We start from the raw sequence: 21,991 nt of genomic DNA, 5'->3' as shown, positions 1-21,991 counted from the left end.
ATTACGTGCGGTATTCGACAATAGTGTCGAGTGGCGGCACGCTAGCCCGAGGAAGTGCCATGAAAGCCGATATCCATCCAGCGTACGAAACCATCGAAGTAACCTGCAGCTGCGGCAACAAGTTCGAAACACGTTCGAACCTGTGCAAGCCACTGGGTACTGACGTATGCAACGAGTGCCACCCGTTCTACACCGGTAAGCAGAAGACTCTGGACACCGGCGGCCGCGTACAGCGCTTTGCTGACCGTTTCGGCGCTTTCGGCAAGAAGCCTGCTACTCCAGCAGAGTAAGGCTGAAAAGCCCCCTGGGCTTTTCCTGCTGAAAAAAGAGGCGTCCCTTGTGGACGCCTTTTTTGTGCCCGGAATTTGGTCCCAACCAAGCAAAATGACTTATTTATAATTAATTGTAGACATTTTTTTCGTCGATTGTGAACAGTTGAGCCCTTGTATCCCGTGGCCTTAGACCAAAGTACGTCGCTTTGGGGCCTTGACACCGGTGACTGCCCAGTCTTGTAGGGACTTTGCGACACGCGTATCCTCGGCGGTCCGTCGACCAACAGTAAAAGCGGAATGCCGATATGTCTGATTTGAAAACTGCCGCTCTCGAATATCATGCCCATCCTCGTCCAGGAAAGCTGAGTGTAGAGCTCACCAAAGCCACCGCCACTGCCCGCGACCTGTCGCTGGCCTACAGCCCTGGCGTGGCCGAGCCTGTGCGTGAAATCGCTCGCGACCCTGAGCTGGCGTACAAGTACACCGGCAAAGGCAACCTGGTTGCAGTGATTTCCGATGGCACCGCGATTCTTGGCCTGGGTAACCTCGGCCCACTGGCATCCAAGCCAGTCATGGAAGGCAAGGGCGTGCTGTTCAAGCGCTTCGCCGGCATCGACGTTTTCGACATCGAAGTCGATTCCGAGAGCCCGCAGGCTTTCATCGACACCGTAAAGCGCATTTCCATCACCTTCGGTGGCATCAACCTGGAAGACATCAAGGCACCTGAGTGCTTCGAGATCGAAAAGGCCCTGATCGAACAGTGCGACATCCCGGTATTTCACGATGACCAGCACGGCACCGCGATCGTTACCGCCGCCGGCATGATCAACGCCCTGGAAATCGCTGGCAAAACCCTGTCTGACGCCAAGATCGTCTGCCTGGGTGCTGGCGCTGCGGCCATCTCGTGCATGAAGCTGATCGTGAGCATGGGCGCCAAGCTGGAAAACATCTACATGGTCGACAGCAAGGGCGTGATCCAGTCCAAGCGTACCGACCTGAACCAGTACAAGGCGATGTTTGCCCACCCGTCCTCCAAGCGCACCCTGGCTGACGCCCTCGACGGCGCAGACGTGTTCGTCGGCCTATCCGGCCCGAACCTGCTGAGCGCTGAAGGCCTGAAGTCCATGGCGGCCAACCCGATCGTGTTCGCCTGCTCCAACCCGGACCCAGAGATCTCGCCAGAGCTGGCTCACGCCACCCGCAGCGACGTGATCATGGCCACCGGCCGTTCGGACTACCCGAACCAGGTCAACAACGTACTGGGCTTCCCATTCATCTTCCGTGGTGCCCTGGACGTTCGCGCCAAGCGCATCAACGAAGAAATGAAAGTGGCGGCTGCCAACGCCCTGCGTGAACTGGCCAAGCTGCCGGTTCCTCAAGACGTGTGCGACGCCTACGGTGGTGCCAAGCTGGAATTCGGTCGTGAGTACATCATCCCGAAACCAATGGACAAGCGCCTGATCACCCTGATCTCCGATGCCGTGGCCAAGGCCGCTATCGAGACCGGCGTGGCCACCCTGCCGTATCCGAAGCACTACCCGCTGCAAAGCGTTGAGGATGTGTTCAACGGCTAAGCCGTTGTAGCGCACCCACAAAAAGCCCCGGCTCTTGCGAGTCGGGGCTTTTTGCTGTGTGGCGATTAACTCACCTCTTGTGGAGAGCCCAATGTGGGAGGGAGCAAGCCCCCTCCCACATTTAGGCCTCATAGGCTTGAGGCCTTGGTTAGAACAGATCGATCGGCGCCGCTTCATCTGCCGGTAGCGGGCTGCCCGGTGCCACGCCATTACCCAGCTCGTTGACCGACGGCGGCGTGTCTTCGCTCTTGAACAACTCGAAGTACGCATTCGGCGTGCTTGGCGACGCCGCACGGCCGCTGATCGGGTCGATCCGCAGGCTGAGGATGCCTTCCGGCTCCGGTTGGGTGTGCAGCGGCTTGTCCTTCAGCGCGGCGCCCATGTAGCTCATCCAGATCGGCAGCGCGACCGTGCCGCCGAACTCGCGACGGCCCAGGCTTTCCGGCTGGTCATAGCCGGTCCACACGGTGGTCACGTAGTCGGCGTTATAGCCGGAGAACCAGGCGTCCTTGGATTCGTTGGTGGTACCGGTCTTGCCCGCGATGTCCGCACGGCCCAGGGCCAGGGCGCGGCGGCCGGTGCCCTTCTTGATCACGTCCTGCAGGATGCTGTTGAGGATGTAGGTGGTGCGGCCATCCACAATGCGCTCGGCCACGGCGGGCGCTTGCGGCTCGGCCGGGGTCGTGGCATCGGCCATCGGTGCTGTTCCTGGAGTTGGCTCAATGGTGATGCCGCCGTTAGTCGGTGCGGCAACGCCGTCGCTCGCAGCGATGCCATTGACCACGTCGCCTGGTACCCGTGGCGGGTTGGCGGTGAACAGGGTGTCACCGTTGCGGCTCTCGATCTTGTCGATCAGGTACGGTGCGATCTTGTAGCCGCCGTTGGCAAAGGTGCTCCAGCCGGTGGCGATTTCCATCGGCGTGAGGGTCGCGGTGCCGAGGGCCAGGGACAGGTTGGGCGGCAGGTCCGACTTGTTGAAGCCAAAGCGCGTGATGTAGTCGATGGTCTTGCCGACGCCCATCGCCTGCAGCAGGCGGATCGACACCAGGTTGCGCGACTTGTACAGCGCCTCGCGGATGCGGATCGGGCCGAGGAAGGTATTGGTGTCGTTTTTCGGACGCCAGACCTTGTCCAGGTATTCGTCGACGAACACGATCGGTGCGTCGTTCACCAGGCTGGCGGCGGTGTAGCCGTTGTCCAGCGCGGCACTATAAATGAACGGCTTGAAGCTCGAGCCCGGCTGGCGCTTGGCCTGGGTGGCGCGGTTGTAATTGCTTTGCTCGAAGGCGAAGCCACCCACGAGGGCGCGGATCGCGCCATTCTGCGGGTCCAGCGAGACCAGGGCGCCCTGGGCCAGCGGCACCTGGCTGAATTTGAGGCTGTCGTCCTGCTGGCGTTGCACGCGGATCAGATCGCCCACCTGCGCCACATCGGACGGCTGCTTGGGCAGCGGGCCCATGCTGTTGGTGTTCAGGAACGGTCGCGCCCACTTCATGCTGTCCCAGCCTACGTGGGCTTCGCCGGTGCGCGTCAGGACCTGCACGCCGTCTTTCTTCACCTGAGTGACGATGGCGGGCTCCAGGCCGCTGATGGCGCGCTGCTTGCCCAGCTCGGTGGTCCAGGCGCTGAGGGTCTTGCCTGGCAGGCGCGATTCCGGCCCGCGGTAGCCATGACGTTGGTCGTAAGTGATCAGGCCCGAGTGCACCGCCTCATTGGCGATTTCCTGGGTGTCGCTCGGGACGGTGGTGGTGACGCGGAAACCTTCGGTGTAGGCCTCGCTGCCATAACGTCCGACCATCTCGGCACGCGCCATTTCAGCAATGTAGGGGGCGTTCACTTCCGGCGTCGGCACGTGATAACTGGCGTTGAGCGGCTCGGACACTGCGCTTTCATAGGCAGCCTGGTCGATCTTGCCCAGCTTGTACATGCGCCCCAGGATCCAGTCGCGACGCTCTTTGCTGCGCGCCGGGTTGGCCAGCGGGTTGAAGCGCGACGGCGCTTTCGGCAAACCGGCGATCATCGCCATCTGCGCCAGGCTGGCGTCACGGATCGACTTGCCGTAGTAGACCTGCGACGCCGCCTCGATACCGTAGGCGCGGTTGCCCAGGTAGATCTTGTTGACGTACAGCTCGAGGATCTCGTCCTTGGTCAGCTGGCGTTCGATTTGCAGGGCCAGCAGGATCTCGGTGGCCTTGCGCGAAAAGCTGCGCTCGCTGGTGAGGAAGAAGTTCTTCGCCACCTGCATGGTGATGGTGCTGCCGCCGGACTGGATGTGTCCGCTCTTGACCAGTTGTGTCGCCGCACGCACCAGGCTGCTGGGGTCGACGCCATAGTGGTTGGCAAAATTATCGTCTTCGGCTGAGAGCAGGGCGCTGATGAAATTGGGCGGAATGTCGGCAAAACGAATCGGTGTGCGGCGCATTTCGCCGAACTCCGCGATCAGTTTTTCATCGCTGCTGTAGACCCGCAAAGGAATCTGCAACTGGATACTTCTGAGGGCCTCTACGGAGGGCAAACCCGGACTAAGGTAGAGGTAGGCCCCGCTGAGCACGAGCATCAGCCCGCAAACAATAGCGACTATGGAGTACCCGAAAAACTTCAGCAGACGAATCAAGGCTTTTGGATTTCCAGAGAAAAGAAAGAGTTAGGCGTCGGGGCATGCATGGCAAACGATGGATCAACCCGAGCTGCAGATAAATAGCGGGAAAAAACGCTGGGCATTAAAGCATTTTTCGGCTTCGGACGTCATTCGCGCCTGCGCAGCCAGCCGACCGAATGCGCGGTGCCCGGCGCCATTCAGGCGGTATGACAGGCAAAGTTTTAGGGAGTTTTATGGGAAAGGGATTTTTCGGCATAAAAGACCGCACCCTGTTGGGTGTCGATATCAGCGACGCGGCCATCCGCCTCGTCGAATTGGGGCGTTCAGCCAAGGGCTACAGTGTCCAGGCTTACTGCGAGCAGGCATTGTCCGCCGATGCGGTGGTCGATGGCACGCTGCTGGACCTTGAAGGTGTCGGGCGCACGCTGCACAGTGCCGTATCTCGCCTGGGTACCTCCGTCCGGGGTGCGGCCACTGTCGTGGCCGGCCCTTCGGTCATTACCCGGGTGATCGAACTGGCGGCTGGCCTCAGCGACGATGAGATGGCCTGGATGATCCAGATGGAAGCGGACCAATACATCCCCTATCCGCTGGACGACATGGCCCTCGATTTTCAGGTACAAGGACGTTCGGCCAGGGATCCTGCGTTGGTGGAGGTGGTTCTGGCAGCGTGCCTCAAGGAACAGGTGCAGGCCCGCGTGGCCGTTTTGGCCCTGGCCGGGCTGGTGCCGAAGGTGGTCGACGTCGAAGCGTTTGCATTGGCGCGCGCTTGCGGTCAGGATTTCGCCAGCTTCACGCCGGGCCGTCGCGTCGATGGTGCACAATGGGCGGTGGATGCCCGGGGAATGGGAGTGGCTTGCGGGTTGGCCCTGAGGAGTTTCGCTTGAAGACACGAATCAACCTTTTGCCATGGCGCCAGGCGCTGGCAGAGCGGCGGCGCAAGTATCTGCTCGCGTTTCTGCTGGCGTTCGTCTGCGTGGCGCTCGCCGCCGTGTGGCTGGCGGACCAGGTGATCGATCAGGCAATCGACCGGCAGGTGACACGCAATAGCCACCTGGACAAGGAAGCAACCGTCCTCGACTCGAGCATTCGCACGCTCGATGACCTGCAGCTGCAAAGCCAGCAACTGGCAGAGCGCATGAAGGTAGTGCAGGACCTGCACGAAGCCCGGTCATCCAGCGCCCAGCTGTTGGACCAGTTGGCGCGGGCAGTGCCCGAAGGTGTGCACTTGCATGAGGTGGTGGCAAAGGGCGACACGGTGAGCATCAGCGGCAGCGCTGAATCCAGCCAGGACATCGCCCAATTGATGCGCCGCCTGGAAGCTGCCGAAGGCGCCCATTCCACTCGCTTGCAGCATGTGCGCACCGATGGCGCGCGCGGCAACAACGAGTTTCAGTTGATGGTGCGCCAGGGAGAGTCCACCGAGGCTCAGCCTTGAGCCTGCCCAGGCTCAATCTTTCCGCACTCACTCACAACGCTGCAAAATGGCCACTCCCCGGCAAGGTTCTGCTGGGCTGTGCGCTGGCCTGTGCGGTTTTTGCGGTGGGTGACCTTGTGTACCTGAGCCCCGCACGGGAGCGGTTACAAACGGTCGAGACGCGGGAGGAGGCCCTGCAACAGCAATTGGCGCACAAGAAAACGCTGGCAAGCGGCCTTGAGGCGCGTCTGCATCAGTTCCAATCGATGCAGTCGGCGTTCAACCAGCTGTTGCAGCCGTTGCCGGATGAGTCCGAAATGCCCGGCCTGCTGGACGATATCGCCCGCTTGACCTTGGCCAACGGTTTGCTGGTAGAGGGTGTGACCCCGCTGGATGAAAAGCGAGGCCCGCTGTTCACTGAGCAGCCGGTGCAAATAGGTGTCGCAGGCGGGTATCACGACCTGGCGATGTTCGTCAGTGCGCTCGGTGGGCTGTCGCGCATCGCGACGGTGCATGACCTGGTACTGCGCCCTGATGGCAATCTGCTGAGGCTGGAAGTGTTGGCCAAGACGTATTGGCGAGCGCAGCCGGGTGGCTGGGCGGGCGAAGTTGCCGAGCACCGGCCCTCGTTTGTCTACGACCCGGCCGGCTTGCGGGATCCTTTCCTGCCGGTGGCGTTGCAGGTCGATCATGTGCCCGGCCGGGCGGCCCAGCCGCCGGACCTCACCCGGCCTCGCGGAGTTCTGGAGAGCGTGGCGGTCGATCAGTTCGAAATGGTCGGCACCCTGTCTCGCGGGACGCAGGTTTTTGCCCTGCTGCGTGCGGCCTCCACCGTTCATCGCGTCGCGGTCGGCGACTACCTGGGGCTGGACCATGGTCGGGTCAGCGCAATCCATGATGGCTACATCGAACTGGTTGAACACGTTCCCGACAAACAGGGCGCGTGGCTGGAGCGCCGTCGAACCCTGATGTTAAACGTCAACTCATAACGGAATCGAAGCAATGAAAAGGACTTTCTCGTCCTTCGGTGTGGCGCTATGGATAGCGTTCACGGCACCGATGGCGTTGGCTGTGCCCGCCCGCGTAGACCTGATCCAGCTGCCACCTCCTGGGAGCGCGGCATCGGGCAACTACAGTGGCGACAAGCTTAACCTCAACTTCCAGCACATCGAATTGCGCGCCGTGTTGCAGCAAATCGCCGATGTAGCCGGCCTTAACCTGGTCGCCAGCGACGAGGTGCAAGGCTCGATCACCTTGCGCCTCAAGGATGTGCCCTGGGACCAGGCGCTTGATCTGGTCCTGCAAGCCAAGGGTCTGGATAAACGCGTCAAGGCCGGGGTGTTGCTGGTGGCGCCCGCCGAGGAATTGGCTGCCCGCGAACTGCTGGTACTGGAGTCACGCAAGCAAATGGCCGACCTGGCGCCCTTGCGCCGGGAGCTGTTGCAGGTCAACTACGCCAAGGCGTCGGACCTGGCCAAGTTGTTCCAGTCGATGACGGGCCTGGAGGGCTTTACCGATGAGCGCGGCTCGGTGGCGGTGGACGATCGCACCAACACTATCATCGCCTACCAGACGGGTGAGCGGCTGGAGGAACTGCGGCGGATCGTGGCGCAACTGGACATTCCGGTGCGCCAGGTGATGATCGAAGCGCGGATCGTGGAGGCCAATGTGGACTACGACAAGAGCCTCGGTGCGCGTTGGGGAGGGCGGCTCAATCGCGGCAACTGGGCCGCGGGCGGCCTGCCGAAGCCGCTGCCCGACGGTGCGCAGATGCCGGAAAATCCCCCCAGCTCGCCGTTCGTGGACCTGGGCTCGCTGACCGGCACCTCCGGCCTGGGTATCGCGTTCATCACCGACAACCTGCTGCTGGACCTCGAGCTGACGGCCATGGAAAAAACCGGCAACGGTGAAATCGTCTCGCAGCCCAAGGTGGTGACATCCGACAAGGAAACTGCACGCATCCTCAAGGGCACCGAGATTCCCTACCAGGAATCCAGCTCCAGTGGTGCCACCTCCGTGTCGTTCAAGGAGGCCTCGCTGTCCCTGGAGGTCACGCCGCACATCACCCCGGACGACCGCGTGATCATGGAGGTCAAGGTCACCAAGGACGAGCCCGACTACCTGAATAAGCTCAACGACGTGCCGCCGATCAAGAAGAATGAGGTCAACGCCAAAGTACTGGTCAAGGATGGCGAGACCATCGTGATTGGCGGGGTTTTCTCCAATACCCAAAGCAAAGTGGTAGATAAAGTGCCATTTTTGGGCGATGTGCCGTATCTTGGCCGCCTTTTCCGGCGCGATGTGCTGGCGGAGAAAAAATCCGAGCTGCTGGTATTCCTGACTCCGCGTATTATGAATAACCAGGCGATTGCTGTGAGTCGTTGATTCTGTGCGAAATTTGATTCTTGTAGGACCGATGGGGGCTGGAAAAAGCACCATCGGCCGTTTGCTGGCCAAAGAGCTGCGCCTGCCGTTCAAAGATTCCGACAAGGAAATTGAATTGCGCACGGGTGCCAATATCCCATGGATCTTCGATAAGGAAGGCGAACTGGGCTTTCGTGACCGCGAGCAGGCGATGATCGCCGAGCTGTGCGGCCTCGACGGCGTGGTATTGGCCACGGGTGGTGGTGCCGTGATGCGCGAGGAAAACCGCCGGGCGCTGCATGCCGGGGGTCGGGTGGTCTATCTGCATGCGTCGGTCGAGCAGCAGGTCGGCCGCACCGCCCGCGATCGCAATCGCCCGCTGTTGCGTACCGCCAACCCGGAGAAGACCCTGCGGGACCTGCTCACCCTGCGTGATCCGCTCTACCGGGAAATCGCCGATCTGGTGGTGGAAACCGATGAGCGGCCGCCGCGTATGGTGGTCCTCGACATTCTCGAGCGCCTGCATCGGCTGCCACCCCGTTAAAGCCAGGCCAGAAATGCGCTATCCTCGGCGGCGCGTCATCACCCCTCGGGGTGTGGCGTAGAGCCATCAGGCAGCGTCGGATCGCGACGTTGCCGATCGTCACACCATCTCTAACGCGGGGACACATGCAGACACTTAAGGTCGATCTAGGCGAGCGCAGCTACCCGATCCATATTGGTGAAGGTCTGTTGGACCAACCCGAGTTGCTCACCCCGCACATTGCCGGGCGGCAAGTGGCGATCATCTCCAACGAAACGGTCGCGCCGCTGTATCTTGAGCGTCTGAGCCGCAGCCTGTCGGCATATTCGGTGATCTCTGTGATCCTGCCCGACGGCGAAGCCCACAAGAACTGGGAAACCCTTCAGCTGATCTTCGATGGCCTGCTGACCGCTCGGCACGACCGCCGCACCACCGTGATCGCCCTGGGCGGCGGGGTAATCGGTGACATGGCCGGCTTCGCGGCAGCCTGCTACCAGCGCGGCGTGGATTTTATCCAGGTGCCGACCACCTTGCTGTCCCAGGTCGATTCGTCGGTGGGCGGCAAGACCGGTATCAACCACCCGCTGGGCAAGAACATGGTGGGTGCGTTCTACCAGCCGCAGGCCGTGCTGATCGACACCGCGACCCTCAACACCTTGCCGCCGCGCGAGTTGTCGGCGGGCCTGGCGGAAGTCATCAAGTACGGGTTGATCTGCGACGAGCCGTTCCTGGCCTGGCTGGAAGAGCATGTCGATGCGCTGCGCAACCTCGACCAGGTCGCCCTTACCGAAGCGATTTCCCGTTCCTGCGCCGCCAAGGCGTTGGTGGTGAACGCCGACGAGCGGGAGTCCGGTGTGCGCGCCACCTTGAACCTCGGCCACACCTTCGGCCATGCGATCGAAACGCACATGGGCTATGGTGTGTGGTTGCATGGGGAGGCCGTAGCAGCTGGCACGGTGATGGCATTGGAGATGTCGCATCGCCTGGGCTGGATCAGCGCCCAGGAGCGTGATCGCGGTATCCGCCTGTTCCAGCGCGCCGGTTTGCCGGTCATTCCGCCTGAGGAGATGACCGAGGCGGACTTCCTCGAACATATGGCGATAGACAAGAAAGTGATCGACGGTCGACTGCGACTGGTGCTGCTGCGCCACATGGGCGAAGCGGTGGTGACCGACGATTATCCAAAAGAGATTCTACAGGCCACGCTGGGAGCGGATTACCGCGCCCTGGCTCAGCTGAAAGGTTAATAAGATCGCGATGACTAGTTTGCATGCCGACGAGGCGTTCCTCGGCCATTACCAGCTAAGCCACGACCCATTTGCTCCACGGGTGCCTGGTTTCAAATTCTTCCCGGCGCAGCGCAAGCCAGTGCTGGGGCAGTTGCACCATCTCGCCCGCTACAGCCAGTTGCTGCTGGTAGTCACTGGCCCGTTGGGCAGCGGCAAGACCTTGCTGCGCCAGGCCCTGGTGGCGAGCACCAACAAGCAGTCGGTGCAGAGCGTGGTGGTGTCGGCCCGCGGGGCTGGCGATGCGGCCGGCGTGCTGCGCCAGGTCGCCCAGTCGCTGGACGTGGCGACTGCCGAGCCGAACGCAATCCTCAAGCAAGTGGTGCAACTGGGCCTTACCGGCCAGGAAGTCTATCTGCTGGTGGATGACGCCGAGCAGCTCGACGAGTCCGCCTTGGAAGCGCTGCTGGCACTGGCCGCGGGTACGCCGGAAGGCCGCCCCCACGTGTTCCTGTTTGGCGAGTCGTCGTTGATCGCCGACCTCGAGCAGATCAGCGGCGAGCAGGAGCTGTTCCACGTCATCGAATTGCAGCCGTATGAAGAGGAAGAGACCCGCGAATACCTGGCACAACGCCTTGAGGGCGCCGGGGCCGGTATCGAACTTTTCTCCGCACAACAGATCTCTGATATTCACGAAAGCTCCGACGGCTGGCCTGGCACCATCAACCAGGTTGCCCGCGATGCCATGATCGAAGCCATGATTGCCAGCCGCTCTGCGGTCAAGCGTCCAAAGATGGGGTTCACTATGCCGAAGAAGCACGTATTGGCAATTTCTGCCGTTGTCGTGGTCGCTGTTGCCGCTGCCTGGTTGATCCCGGGCCGCAGCAAGGCGCCGACCACCGCCGGCGCGCCAACCGAACAGGCGCAGTTGCCACTGGGCAAACCCACGCCAAACGTTGAGTTCGCCAACTCCGGCCAGCCGACCAACCTGCCGATGGTCGGCCAGCCCGTCATGCGCGGCCCGCTCGCCGAAGAAGCCGGTGGCATCTCCGAAGGCGACGACGGCGTGCCGGTGGAAGGCTCCAGCGCTACACCGCCGACCGTGACCACCACCGCGCCGCCTGCAGGCGTGCCAGCCGGCCAGCCAGCTGCGGTTGCCAAGCCGACGCCGGCCCCGACCGTCGCTACTGCCAAGCCAGCGCCTGTGACCAAGCCAGCCGCGCCAGCCCCGGCGGCCAAACCAGCTCCGGCGCCGGTCACCAAGCCTGCTGAGAAACCCGCCGCCACCGTCGCCAAGGCCGGTGCTGCGGGCAGCGGTTGGTATGGTAGCCAGCCTGCCAGCAACTTCGTGGTGCAGATCCTCGGCACCAGCTCGGAAGCCAACGCCCAGGCGTTCGTGAAAGAGCAGGGCGGCGAGTACCGTTATTTCAAGAAAGTGCTCAACGGCAAGCCTCTCTACGTGATCACCTACGGCAACTTCTCCAGCCGTGCAGCCGCCGATTCTGCTATCAAGGCCTTGCCAGCGAAGGTTCAGGCTGGTAAACCTTGGCCTCGCACTGTCGCCAGCGTTCAACAAGAACTGGCAGCAACTCGCTGAAGATCCGGCGGCCTTACCCAGGCCGCCCTCCCGGCACCTCAAAAAAAATCGCATGGCGTGCAGTCCCCTAAGGGCCGCGCGCTTTGTGGTGTCTGCGTCACAGTAGCTTTTGAGTCGTAGCGGTCAGAATTAAAAAAGTTTTGACTAGCACAGCATATCGCTTTAAACCTTTCATAAATGCGACATAGATTTGCGACATTTCGTCGCTAAATTTGTGAGCGTCTGTGTCGGTGTGTACAATGACCTCCCTTTTGCCCCCGCTAAGCCGGCGTACGTTCGGCGTGGAAGGTAACCGGTTGAATTGAAAAGAAATTTGCCTCGATATAAGAGGCAGCCTGGTGAGAAAGTGTCTATGAAAGCAGGTCTGTACCAACCCGATGAATTCAAGGATAACTGCGGTTTCGGCCTGATAGCCCATATGCAGGGCGAGCCCAGTCATACCCTTTTGCAAACGGCCATCGAGGCCCTGACCTGCATGACCCACCGCGGTGGGATCAACGCCGACGGCAAGACCGGTGACGGTTGTGGCTTGCTGATTCAAAAGCCCGACCAGTTCCTGCGCGCTGTCGCCAAAGAGCAATTTGCGGTCGAACTGCCCAAGCAGTACGCCGTGGGCATGGTGTTCTTCAACCAGGACCCGGTGAAAGCCGAGGCCGCCCGCGCCAACATGAACCGCGAAATCGCCGCTGCCGGCCTGCAACTTGTCGGCTGGCGCAAAGTGCCGATCGACACCAGTGTGCTCGGCCGTCTGGCCTTGGAGCGCCTGCCGCAGATCGAGCAAGTGTTCATCGCCGGCGATGGCCTGAGCGACCAGGACATGGCGATCAAGCTGTTCACCTCCCGTCGTCGTTCGTCGGTGTCCAACGCCGCTGATACCGAACACTACATCTGCAGCTTTTCCCACAAGACCATCATTTACAAAGGCCTGATGATGCCGGCGGACCTCACCGCCTTCTATCCAGACCTGAGCGACGAGCGCCTGCAAACCGCAATCTGCGTGTTCCACCAGCGCTTCTCCACCAACACCTTGCCGAAATGGCCGCTGGCCCAGCCATTCCGCTTCCTCGCCCACAACGGCGAGATCAACACCATCACCGGCAACCGCAACTGGGCCGTGGCCCGTCGCACCAAGTTCGCCAACGACCTGATGGACCTGGAAGAGCTCGGCCCGCTGGTCAACCGCGTAGGCTCCGACTCCTCCAGCATGGACAACATGCTCGAACTGATGGTCACCGGCGGCATCGACCTGTTCCGTGGCGTGCGCATGATCATTCCGCCAGCGTGGCAGAACGTCGAGACCATGGACCCGGACCTGCGTGCGTTCTACGAGTACAACTCGATGCACATGGAGCCGTGGGACGGCCCGGCCGGCGTCGTGATGACCGACGGCCGCTACGCGGTGTGCCTGCTCGACCGTAACGGTCTGCGTCCGGCGCGTTGGGTCACCACCACCAACGGTTTCATCACCCTCGCGTCGGAAATCGGCGTGTGGAACTACCAGCCAGAAGACGTCATCGCCAAAGGCCGCGTTGGTCCTGGCCAGATCCTGGCCGTGGACACCGAAACCGGTCAGATCCTCGACACCGACGCCATCGACAACCGCCTGAAGTCGCGTCACCCGTACAAGCAATGGCTGCGCAAGAACGCCCTGCGCATCCAGGCGACCATGGAAGACAACGACCACGGTTCGGCTTTCTACGACGTCGACCAGCTCAAGCAATACATGAAGATGTATCAGGTCACGTTCGAAGAGCGCGACCAGGTGCTGCGTCCGCTCGGCGAGCAAGGCTACGAGGCCGTCGGTTCCATGGGCGATGACACGCCGATGGCCGTGCTGTCCCAGCGCGTGCGCACGCCATACGACTATTTCCGTCAGCAGTTCGCCCAGGTGACCAACCCACCGATCGACCCGCTGCGCGAAGCCATTGTGATGTCCCTGGAAGTGTGCCTCGGTGCCGAGCGCAACATCTTCCAGGAATCGCCTGAGCACGCCTCCCGCGTGATCCTCAGCTCGCCGGTGATTTCTCCGGCCAAATGGCGCTCGTTGATGACCCTGGATCGCCCAGGCTTCGACCGCCAGATCATCGACCTGAACTACGACGAGAGCCTCGGCCTTGAAGCCGCTGTGCGTAACGTCGCCGACCAGGCCGAAGAAGCCGTGCGCGCCGGTCGTACCCAGATCGTGCTGACCGACCGCCACATCGCTCCAGGCAAGCTGCCGATCCACGCCTCGCTGGCCACCGGTGCGGTGCACCACCGCCTGACCGAGAAAGGCCTGCGCTGCGACTCCAACATCCTCGTGGAAACCGCGACTGCCCGTGACCCGCATCACTTTGCGGTGTTGATCGGTTTCGGCGCCTCGGCGGTCTACCCGTTCCTCGCATACGAAGTGCTGGGCGACCTGATCCGTACCGGTGAAGTGCTGGGCGACCTCTATGAGGTGTTCAAGAACTACCGCAAGGGCATCACCAAGGGCTTGTTGAAGATCCTGTCGAAGATGGGCATCTCCACCGTCACGTCGTACCGTGGCGCGCAACTGTTCGAAGCCATCGGCCTGTCCGAAGAAGTCTGCGACCTGAGCTTCCGTGGCGTGCCAAGCCGCATCAAGGGCGCGCGTTTCGTTGACATCGAAGCCGAGCAGAAAGCCTTGGCCAACGAAGCCTGGAGCGCGCGCAAGCCGATCCAGCAAGGTGGCCTGCTCAAGTTCGTGCACGGTGGCGAATACCACGCGTACAACCCGGACGTGGTCAACACCCTGCAAGCCGCTGTGCAGCAGGGCGACTACGCCAAGTTCAAGGAATACACCTCGCTGGTGGATAACCGCCCGGTGTCGATGATCCGCGACCTGTTCAAGGTGAAGACCCTGGACACCGCGATGGACATCAGCGAAGTCGAGCCGCTGGAATCGATCCTCAAGCGCTTCGACTCTGCCGGTATCTCCCTAGGCGCCTTGTCGCCTGAGGCGCACGAAGCTTTGGCCGAAGCCATGAACCGCCTGGGTGCGCGTTCCAACTCCGGCGAAGGCGGCGAAGACCCGGCGCGCTACGGCACCATCAAGAGCTCGAAAATCAAGCAGGTCGCGACTGGCCGTTTCGGTGTGACCCCGGAATACCTGGTCAACGCCGAAGTGCTGCAGATCAAGGTGGCCCAGGGCGCCAAGCCCGGTGAGGGCGGCCAACTGCCCGGCGGCAAGGTCAACGGTCTGATCGCCAAGCTGCGTTACGCAGTACCCGGTGTGACGCTGATCTCGCCTCCACCGCACCACGACATCTACTCGATTGAGGATTTGTCGCAGCTGATTTTTGACCTGAAACAAGTCAACCCGCAGGCGCTGGTCTCGGTGAAACTGGTAGCAGAAGCCGGCGTGGGCACCATCGCCGCCGGTGTGGCCAAGGCCTATGCCGACCTGATCACCATCTCCGGCTACGACGGCGGCACCGGCGCTTCGCCATTGACCTCGATCAAGTACGCTGGCGCTCCGTGGGAACTCGGCCTGGCCGAAACCCACCAGACCCTGCGCGGCAACGACCTGCGCGGCAAGGTGCGTGTGCAGACTGACGGCGGCCTGAAAACCGGCCTCGACGTGATCAAGGCCGCGATCCTCGGCGCCGAAAGCTTCGGCTTCGGCACTGCGCCGATGATCGCGCTGGGCTGCAAATACCTGCGCATCTGCCACCTGAACAACTGCGCCACCGGCGTGGCGACCCAGAACGAGAAGCTGCGCAAGGATCACTACATCGGCACCGTCGACATGGTGGTGAATTTCTTCACCTACGTCGCCGAAGAGACCCGTGAGTGGCTGGCGAAGCTGGGCGTGCGCTCCCTTGAAGAGCTGATCGGCCGCACCGATCTGCTGGAAATCCTCGAGGGCCAGACCGCCAAGCAACACCACCTGGACCTGACGCCGCTGCTCGGCAGCGATCACATCCCGGCCGACAAGCCGCAGTTCTGCGGTGTCGAGCGCAACCCGCCCTTCGACAAAGGCCTGCTGGCCGAGAAGATGGTGGAAATCGCCGGTTCGTCGATCAATGACGCCAGCGGTGGCGAATTCGCCCTGGATATCTGCAACTGCGACCGTTCCATCGGCGCACGCATCTCCGGCGAAATCGCGCGTAAGCACGGCAACCAGGGCATGGCCAGGGCGCCGATCACCTTCCGCTTCAAGGGCACTGCCGGCCAGAGCTTTGGCGTGTGGAACGCCGGCGGCCTGCACATGTACCTCGAAGGCGACGCCAACGACTACGTGGGCAAGGGCATGACCGGCGGCAAGCTGGTGATCGTTCCGCCTAAAGGCAGCGTCTACAAGACCCAGGACAGTGCCATCATCGGCAACACCTGCTTGTACGGCGCCACCGGTGGCAAGCTGTTCGCCGCCGGCACTGCCGGTGAGCGTTTCGCCGTGCGCAACTCCGGTGCCCACACCGTGGTGGAAGGCACGGGCGATCACTGCTGCGAGTACATGACCGGGGGCTTTGTCGCGGTATTGGGCAAGACTGGTTACAACTTCGGTTCGGGCATGACCGGCGGTTTCGCCTACGTGCTCGACCAGGACAACACCTTCGTCGACAAGGTCAACCACGAGTTGGTCGAGATCCAGCGGATCAGCGGCGAAGCCATGGAGTCCTACCGGAACCACTTGCAGCACGTGCTGGACGAGTACGTCGAGGAGACCGGCAGCGAATGGGGTCGCAACCTCGCCGAAAACCTCGATGATTACCTGCGTCGTTTCTGGCTGGTCAAGCCCAAGGCTGCCAACCTGAAATCGTTGCTTTCCAGCATCCATGCCAACCCGCAGTGATATGCGCCTGAAGAGTTTGATGAGGTTTTAACATGGCTGAACGTCTGAATAACGACTTCCAGTTCATCGATGTCGGGCGCAAAGATCCGAAGAAGAAACTGTTGCGTCAACGCAAGAAAGAGTTCGTGGAAATCTACGAACCCTTCAAACCCCAGCACTCGGCCGACCAGGCCCACCGTTGCCTGGGGTGCGGTAACCCGTATTGCGAATGGAAGTGCCCGGTGCACAACTTCATTCCCAACTGGCTCAAATTGGTGGCCGAGGGCAACATCCTCGCCGCCGCCGAGCTGTCGCACCAGACCAACACCCTGCCGGAAGTCTGCGGCCGGGTGTGCCCGCAAGACCGTCTGTGCGAGGGTGCCTGCACCCTCAACGACGGCTTCGGCGCGGTGACCATCGGTTCAGTGGAGAAGTACATCACCGACACCGCGTTCGCCATGGGCTGGCGCCCGGACATGTCCAAGGTCAAGCCGACCGGCAAGCGCGTCGCCATCATCGGTGCCGGGCCTGCCGGCCTGGGCTGCGCCGACGTACTGGTGCGTGGCGGCGTGACCCCGGTGGTGTTCGACAAGAATCCGGAAATCGGCGGCCTGCTGACCTTTGGTATTCCCGAGTTCAAGCTGGAAAAAACCGTACTGAGTCATCGCCGCGAAGTCTTCACCGGCATGGGCATCGAGTTCCGCCTGAACACCGAGATCGGCAAAGACATCACCATGGAGCAACTGCTCGAAGAATACGATGCCGTGTTCATGGGCATGGGCACCTACACCTACATGAAGGGCGGCTTTGCCGGTGAGGACCTGCCGGGCGTGTACGACGCGCTGGACTTCCTGATCGCCAACGTCAATCGCAACCTGGGCTTTGAAAAGTCGCCGGAAGATTTCGTCGACATGAAAGGCAAGAAGGTCGTGGTACTCGGCGGTGGCGACACGGCGATGGACTGCAACCGTACCTCGATCCGCCAGGGCGCCAAGTCGGTGACCTGTGCCTATCGCCGTGACGAAGCGAACATGCCGGGTTCGCGCAAAGAGGTGAAGAACGCCAAGGAAGAAGGCGTGAAATTCCTCTATAACCGCCAGCCGATTGCGATTGTCGGTGAAGACCGCGTCGAGGGTGTGAAGGTGGTCGAGACCCGCCTCGGCGAACCGGATGCCCGTGGCCGTCGCAGCCCGGAGCCGATCCCGGGTTCCGAAGAGATCATCCCGGCGGACGCCGTGGTCATCGCCTTCGGTTTCCGTCCAAGCCCGGCGCCGTGGTTCGAGCAGTTTGAAATCCAGACCGACAGCCAGGGCCGCGTCGTCGCCCCGGAACAAGGCCAGTACAAGCACCAGACCAGCAACCCGAAAATCTTCGCCGGTGGCGACATGGTGCGCGGTTCTGACCTGGTGGTGACGGCGATCTTCGAAGGCCGCAATGCTGCCGAAGGGATCCTGGATTACCTGCAAGTCTGATCCCGATCCCGAGCTGAAAGGGGATCAAAATGTGGGAGGGGGCCTGCCCCCGATTGCAGTGTGTCAGCCAATGAATTTGGTGACTGATGCACTGCCATCGGGGGCAAGCCTCCTCCCACATTTGTCTTGTGCTGTGTTCAAGACACCGCGACAAATAGACCCGATAGACAAAAGGCACGGCGCATTCCGTGCCTTTTGTGTCTGGCTCTGAGAAAATGCCCGCACTTTTTTTGCGGATGCCGACATGACTGCCCTCAAGAACGACCGTTTCCTTCGTGCCCTGCTCAAGCAACCCGTGGACGTCACCCCTGTGTGGATGATGCGCCAGGCCGGTCGCTACCTGCCGGAATACCGCGCCAGTCGCGCCCACGCCGGCGACTTCATGAGCCTGTGCATGAACCCGGAGTTCGCCTGCGAAGTTACGATGCAACCGCTGGACCGCTATCCACAACTGGACGCGGCCATTCTCTTTTCCGACATCCTCACCATCCCCGACGCCATGGGCCAGGGCCTGTACTTCGAGACCGGCGAAGGCCCGCGTTTCAAGAAAGTCGTCAGCACCCTGGCTGACATCGAAGCCCTGCCGATCCCGGATCCCCACAAGGACCTGGGCTACGTGATGGACGCCGTGAGCACCATCCGCCGCGAGCTCAACGGCCGCGTGCCGCTGATCGGCTTCTCCGGCAGCCCTTGGACGCTGGCCACCTACATGGTCGAAGGTGGCTCGTCGAAAGACTTCCGCAAGACCAAGGCCATGCTCTACGACAACCCGCAAGCCATGCACCTGTTGCTGGACAAGCTGGCGCAGTCGGTTACGTCCTACCTCAATGGCCAGATCATGGCCGGCGCGCAAGCGGTGCAGATCTTCGACACCTGGGGCGGCAACCTCTCGGCGGCGGCGTACCAGGAGTTCTCCCTGGCCTACATGCGCAAGATCGTCAGCGGCCTGATCCGTGAGCACGAAGGCCGCAAAGTGCCGGTCATCCTGTTCACCAAGAACGGCGGCCTGTGGCTGGAAAGCATCGCCGATGCCGGCGCCGACGCACTCGGCCTGGACTGGACCTGCGACCTCGGCGAAGCCCGCCAGCGCGTGGGCAACCGCGTCGCGCTGCAAGGCAACATGGACCCGACCGTGCTATACGCCAAGCCGGAAGCAATCCGCGCTGAAGTCGGCCGCATCCTGGCCAGCTATGGCAAAGGCACCGGCCACGTGTTCAACCTCGGCCACGGCATCACGCCGGAAGTGAATCCTGAACATGCAGGCGCGTTCCTGCGTGCGGTGCACGAACTCTCGGCGCAGTACCACGAGTAACACGCAAAACAACTGTGGGAGGGGGCAAGCCCCCTCCACATTGAACGCAAGAGACACTCAGGCCTTCGCTTGCCCCAATGGCGGTAACTTCGCCAACTTCAACGCCACCAACAACGCCCCCAGCAGCAACGCCACGATGAACGCGCCGATCCCGTTCCACTCCGCGTAGTGCCAGAAGAACCCGCCCGCCGTCCCGGCAACGCTCGAGCCCGCGTAATAGCAGAACAGGTACAGCGACGACGCCTGCCCCTTGGCTTTCACCGCGCGGCGGCCGATCCAGCTGCTGGCTACCGAGTGAGCGCCGAAGAAGCCGAAGGTGAAGATCAGCATGCCCGGCACGATCAGCCACAGTGGGGTGAAGAGGGTCAGGCTCATGCCGGCGAGCATCAGCACGATGGTGGCCCACAGCACGCGGCGGCGGCCGAGGCGGTCGGCCAGGGAGCCGATTTTCGCCGAGCTGTAGATGCCCGACAGGTACACCAGCGACAGCAAGCCGACCACCGCCTGGCTCAGGTCGTAGGGGTCGGCCAGCAGGCGGTAGCCGATGTAGTTGAACATCGTCACGAACGCACCCATCAGCAGGAAGGCTTCGAGGAACAACCACGGCAGGCCCGCGTCTTTGAAGTGCATGACAAAGCCATTCCACAGGCTGCGGGGCTTGAGGCTGCTGGCGCGGAAGTTGCGCGATTCGGGGAGGATTTTCCAGAATACCGTGGCGGCGATCAGGGCGAGGGCGCCGATGATCAGCATTGCGGTGTGCCAACTGACGAAGTCGATCAAGATGCCGATGATCAGGCGCCCGCTCATGCCACCGATCGCGTTGCCGCCGATGTACAGGCCCATGGCCAGGCCGATGTGTTGCGGGTGAATCTCTTCGCTCAGGTAAGTCATCGCGACCGCTGCCAGGCCACTCAGGGACAGGCCCACCAGCGCACGCATCAACAGGATTCCTTCCCAGGTCGGCATCAGGCCGCTGGCGATGGTCGCCGCCGCCGCGCAGAACAACGCCGCGACCATCACCGGCTTGCGCCCCAGCCGGTCGGAGATCGGCCCGGTGATCAGCAAGCCCAAGGCCAACATGGCGGTGGACACCGACAGGATCAGGCTGCTCTGTGCCGCATTGATCGAAAACTCGTGGGACAGCGCCGGCATCATTGGCTGCACGCAATACAACAAGGCGAACGTCGCGAACCCCCCACTGAACAGCGCCAGCACGGTGCGCATGAACATCGGCGTGCCTTTTTCGATGTAGGCGTCATTGAGCTGGGCCACCACCTCATCGAGGGCAGTGGACGGTACGGGTTGAGCGGGTGCAGCGACAGCAGCTTTCACGGGGACCTCGGGGAGGAAGGGCGTGCCAGAGTGGGCAATGCAAAAAAGAATATAGCTGGCTAATGATTCTTTCCAATATATTGTTCGACCTGTTTGATAGCTTTAACGACCTAATGAGGCGGGTATGGAATTACGTCACTTGCGCTACTTCATCGCGGTCGCCGAAGAACTGCATTTCGGCCGCGCCGCGCAGGTGCTGGGCATCTCGCAACCGCCGTTGAGCCAGCAGATCCAGGCGCTGGAGCAAGAGGTGGGCGCGCGGTTGTTCGAACGTACCAATCGTCGGGTCGAACTGAGCGAAGCCGGGCGATTGTTCCTGCACGAGGCCCGGTTGGTGCTGGCCCAGGTTGATAAAGCCGCGGACGTGGCGCGGCGCGCGCAATTGGGGGAGCTGGGGGAGTTGAAGATCGGCTTCACCTCGTCGGCCCCGTTCAACGCGAGTATTCCCAAGGCGATCTTTGCCTTCCGCCAGGCGTTCCCGGCGGTGCACCTGAACCTGCAGGAAATGAGCAGTACCGAAGTGGCCGAGTCGCTGGTGGATGAGTCGATCCAGGTGGGCCTGATGCGGCCGTTGCCGTTGCCGGATTCCTTGGGCGTGGTTGAATTGATGCGCGAGCCGCTGGTGGCCGTATTGAGCGCCGGTCACCCGTTGGCGCAAGGCAGCGAGCGCGGCCTGTACCTGGCGCAACTGGCTGAAGAACCGTTCGTGTTTTTCCCGCGAAGCTACGGCAGCGGGCTCTACGCACAGTTGATCAACCTGTGCCGGGACGCCGGTTTCAGCCCGCACTTCGCCCAGGAAGCGGGGGAAGCGATGACCATCATCGGGTTGGTGGCGGCGGGGCTGGGGGTGTCGGTGTTGCCGGCGTCCTACCAGCGCATCCGGATCGACGGCGTGGTGTATCGCACCTTGCTGGATGAGGAGGCGGTGACGTCGGTATGGCTGGTGCAGCGCAAGGGCGTCCAAACGCCGATGGCGCAGGCATTTGTGGAGCTGCTGACGCGCAAGTCCGCGCACTAACTCAAAGCGAACTGGATCGTTGGGGTGAGCGGGACACGCCCGCTCGCCACAGAGGTTGTGCCTGATTCTGGTTTTACTTCGACGTCCCCGCTTCAGCCACTCAGTTGCTGCGCAGCCCCGCCATGATGTCCCGATCCAGCATGCTCACCCAGCGGTTGTAGTTGCGATGGATCTTGCCGTCCTTGTAGCCCAGGTCGCGGCTGTCGCGGTAGGTGATGCTGTAGCTGTTGCGGGTGTAGCGGATGTCGATGGCGGCGTAGTACTGGTTGCGCACGGTGATCTCGGCCTGCACCAGTTGCGGGCTCAGGCGTTGCACGGTCCATTCGCGCTTTTGCAGGGCGTTGACGATCGCGGTCTTCATTTTTTCTTCGCTGACCGGAGTGCTGGCGAGGTCGTGCTGGGTGTTGAGGATCGGCTTGCTGGTACAGCCGGCGGTGGTCAGCAAAGCCAGGGTGATCAGGGTGGCGCGTAGCAAGGAAGACATTCCGTTTTCTCCAATCGATTTAAA

General features: G+C 61.9%; 15 protein-coding genes and 1 pseudogene. 13 read left to right on the top strand and 3 right to left on the bottom strand.

Annotation, left to right across the window (positions count from 1 at the left end):
• The first annotated feature begins 59 nt into the window (after positions 1 to 59).
• Complete coding sequence (gene rpmE / locus CQ041_RS12290) at positions 60 to 290, top strand: 50S ribosomal protein L31 (protein ID WP_049710411.1); 231 nt, start codon at positions 60 to 62, stop codon at positions 288 to 290.
• A 287-nt stretch (positions 291 to 577) separates the two neighbouring features.
• Entirely contained in the window at positions 578 to 1,846 is a 1,269-nt protein-coding gene (locus CQ041_RS12285; protein ID WP_105522102.1) for a malic enzyme-like NAD(P)-binding protein, read from the top strand.
• 148 nt (positions 1,847 to 1,994) lie between these two features.
• Here the strand turns inward: CQ041_RS12285 and CQ041_RS12280 are convergent, their stop codons facing one another.
• Positions 1,995 to 4,457 (bottom strand): penicillin-binding protein 1A, encoded by a 2,463-nt coding sequence (locus CQ041_RS12280; protein ID WP_371923015.1) that lies wholly within the window; start codon positions 4,455 to 4,457, stop codon positions 1,995 to 1,997.
• 221 nt (positions 4,458 to 4,678) lie between these two features.
• Between CQ041_RS12280 and pilM the strand changes: the two genes are divergently transcribed.
• The 10 genes and pseudogenes from pilM (at position 4,679) to hemE (ending at position 19,133) form a co-directional block, all read left to right on the top strand.
• Positions 4,679 to 5,332 (top strand): type IV pilus biogenesis protein PilM, encoded by a 654-nt coding sequence (pilM, locus tag CQ041_RS12275; RefSeq protein WP_105522100.1) that lies wholly within the window; start codon positions 4,679 to 4,681, stop codon positions 5,330 to 5,332.
• Positions 5,329 to 5,883, top strand: coding sequence for a PilN domain-containing protein (locus tag CQ041_RS12270; protein ID WP_231501159.1), 555 nt, complete (start codon positions 5,329 to 5,331; stop codon positions 5,881 to 5,883). The genes pilM and CQ041_RS12270 overlap by 4 nt, the downstream gene beginning before the upstream one ends.
• Positions 5,880 to 6,851 carry a pilus assembly protein PilP gene (locus CQ041_RS12265; protein ID WP_105522098.1) on the top strand — a complete coding sequence of 324 codons (972 nt, stop codon included), beginning with the start codon at positions 5,880 to 5,882 and terminating at the stop codon, positions 6,849 to 6,851. Before CQ041_RS12270 ends, CQ041_RS12265 begins: the two co-directional genes overlap by 4 nt.
• Positions 6,852 to 6,993: 142 nt before the next feature.
• A pseudogene (locus tag CQ041_RS12260) lies at positions 6,994 to 8,247 on the top strand (type IV pilus secretin PilQ); the annotation flags it as partial.
• A gap of 4 nt (positions 8,248 to 8,251) precedes the next feature.
• Entirely contained in the window at positions 8,252 to 8,770 is a 519-nt protein-coding gene (aroK, locus tag CQ041_RS12255; RefSeq protein ID WP_105522096.1) for a shikimate kinase AroK, read from the top strand.
• A gap of 125 nt (positions 8,771 to 8,895) precedes the next feature.
• Complete coding sequence (aroB, locus tag CQ041_RS12250; protein WP_105522095.1) at positions 8,896 to 9,996, top strand: 3-dehydroquinate synthase; 1,101 nt, start codon at positions 8,896 to 8,898, stop codon at positions 9,994 to 9,996.
• 10 nt (positions 9,997 to 10,006) lie between these two features.
• Positions 10,007 to 11,572, top strand: a complete 1,566-nt coding sequence (locus CQ041_RS12245) for an SPOR domain-containing protein (RefSeq protein ID WP_105522094.1) — start codon at positions 10,007 to 10,009, stop codon at positions 11,570 to 11,572.
• A 352-nt stretch (positions 11,573 to 11,924) separates the two neighbouring features.
• The gene (gltB, locus tag CQ041_RS12235) at positions 11,925 to 16,370 is read left to right on the top strand and encodes a glutamate synthase large subunit (RefSeq protein WP_105522093.1); all 4,446 of its coding nucleotides are present in this window, start codon (positions 11,925 to 11,927) and stop codon (positions 16,368 to 16,370) included.
• A 32-nt stretch (positions 16,371 to 16,402) separates the two neighbouring features.
• The gene (locus CQ041_RS12230) at positions 16,403 to 17,821 is read left to right on the top strand and encodes an FAD-dependent oxidoreductase (protein WP_101265717.1); all 1,419 of its coding nucleotides are present in this window, start codon (positions 16,403 to 16,405) and stop codon (positions 17,819 to 17,821) included.
• 244 nt (positions 17,822 to 18,065) lie between these two features.
• Positions 18,066 to 19,133, top strand: a complete 1,068-nt coding sequence (hemE, locus tag CQ041_RS12225) for a uroporphyrinogen decarboxylase (protein ID WP_105522092.1) — start codon at positions 18,066 to 18,068, stop codon at positions 19,131 to 19,133.
• A 57-nt stretch (positions 19,134 to 19,190) separates the two neighbouring features.
• Here the strand turns inward: hemE and CQ041_RS12220 are convergent, their stop codons facing one another.
• On the bottom strand, positions 19,191 to 20,408 hold the full coding sequence (locus tag CQ041_RS12220) for an MFS transporter (RefSeq protein ID WP_371923014.1): 1,218 nt from the start codon (positions 20,406 to 20,408) through the stop codon (positions 19,191 to 19,193).
• Positions 20,409 to 20,589: 181 nt separating this feature from the next.
• On the opposite strand from CQ041_RS12220, the gene CQ041_RS12215 reads away from it, so the two are divergent.
• Positions 20,590 to 21,483, top strand: a complete 894-nt coding sequence (locus tag CQ041_RS12215) for a LysR family transcriptional regulator (protein ID WP_105522090.1) — start codon at positions 20,590 to 20,592, stop codon at positions 21,481 to 21,483.
• 100 nt (positions 21,484 to 21,583) lie between these two features.
• Here the strand turns inward: CQ041_RS12215 and CQ041_RS12210 are convergent, their stop codons facing one another.
• Positions 21,584 to 21,967, bottom strand: a complete 384-nt coding sequence (locus tag CQ041_RS12210; RefSeq protein WP_105522089.1) for a hypothetical protein — start codon at positions 21,965 to 21,967, stop codon at positions 21,584 to 21,586.
• Positions 21,968 to 21,991: the final 24 nt, after the last annotated feature.

Origin of the sequence: Pseudomonas sp. MYb60 (assembly GCF_002979555.1) — a bacterium.
Taxonomy (GTDB): domain Bacteria; phylum Pseudomonadota; class Gammaproteobacteria; order Pseudomonadales; family Pseudomonadaceae; genus Aquipseudomonas.
Note: the sequence above shows the minus strand (reverse complement) of the source record. Positions and strands in the feature narration are given on the sequence as shown.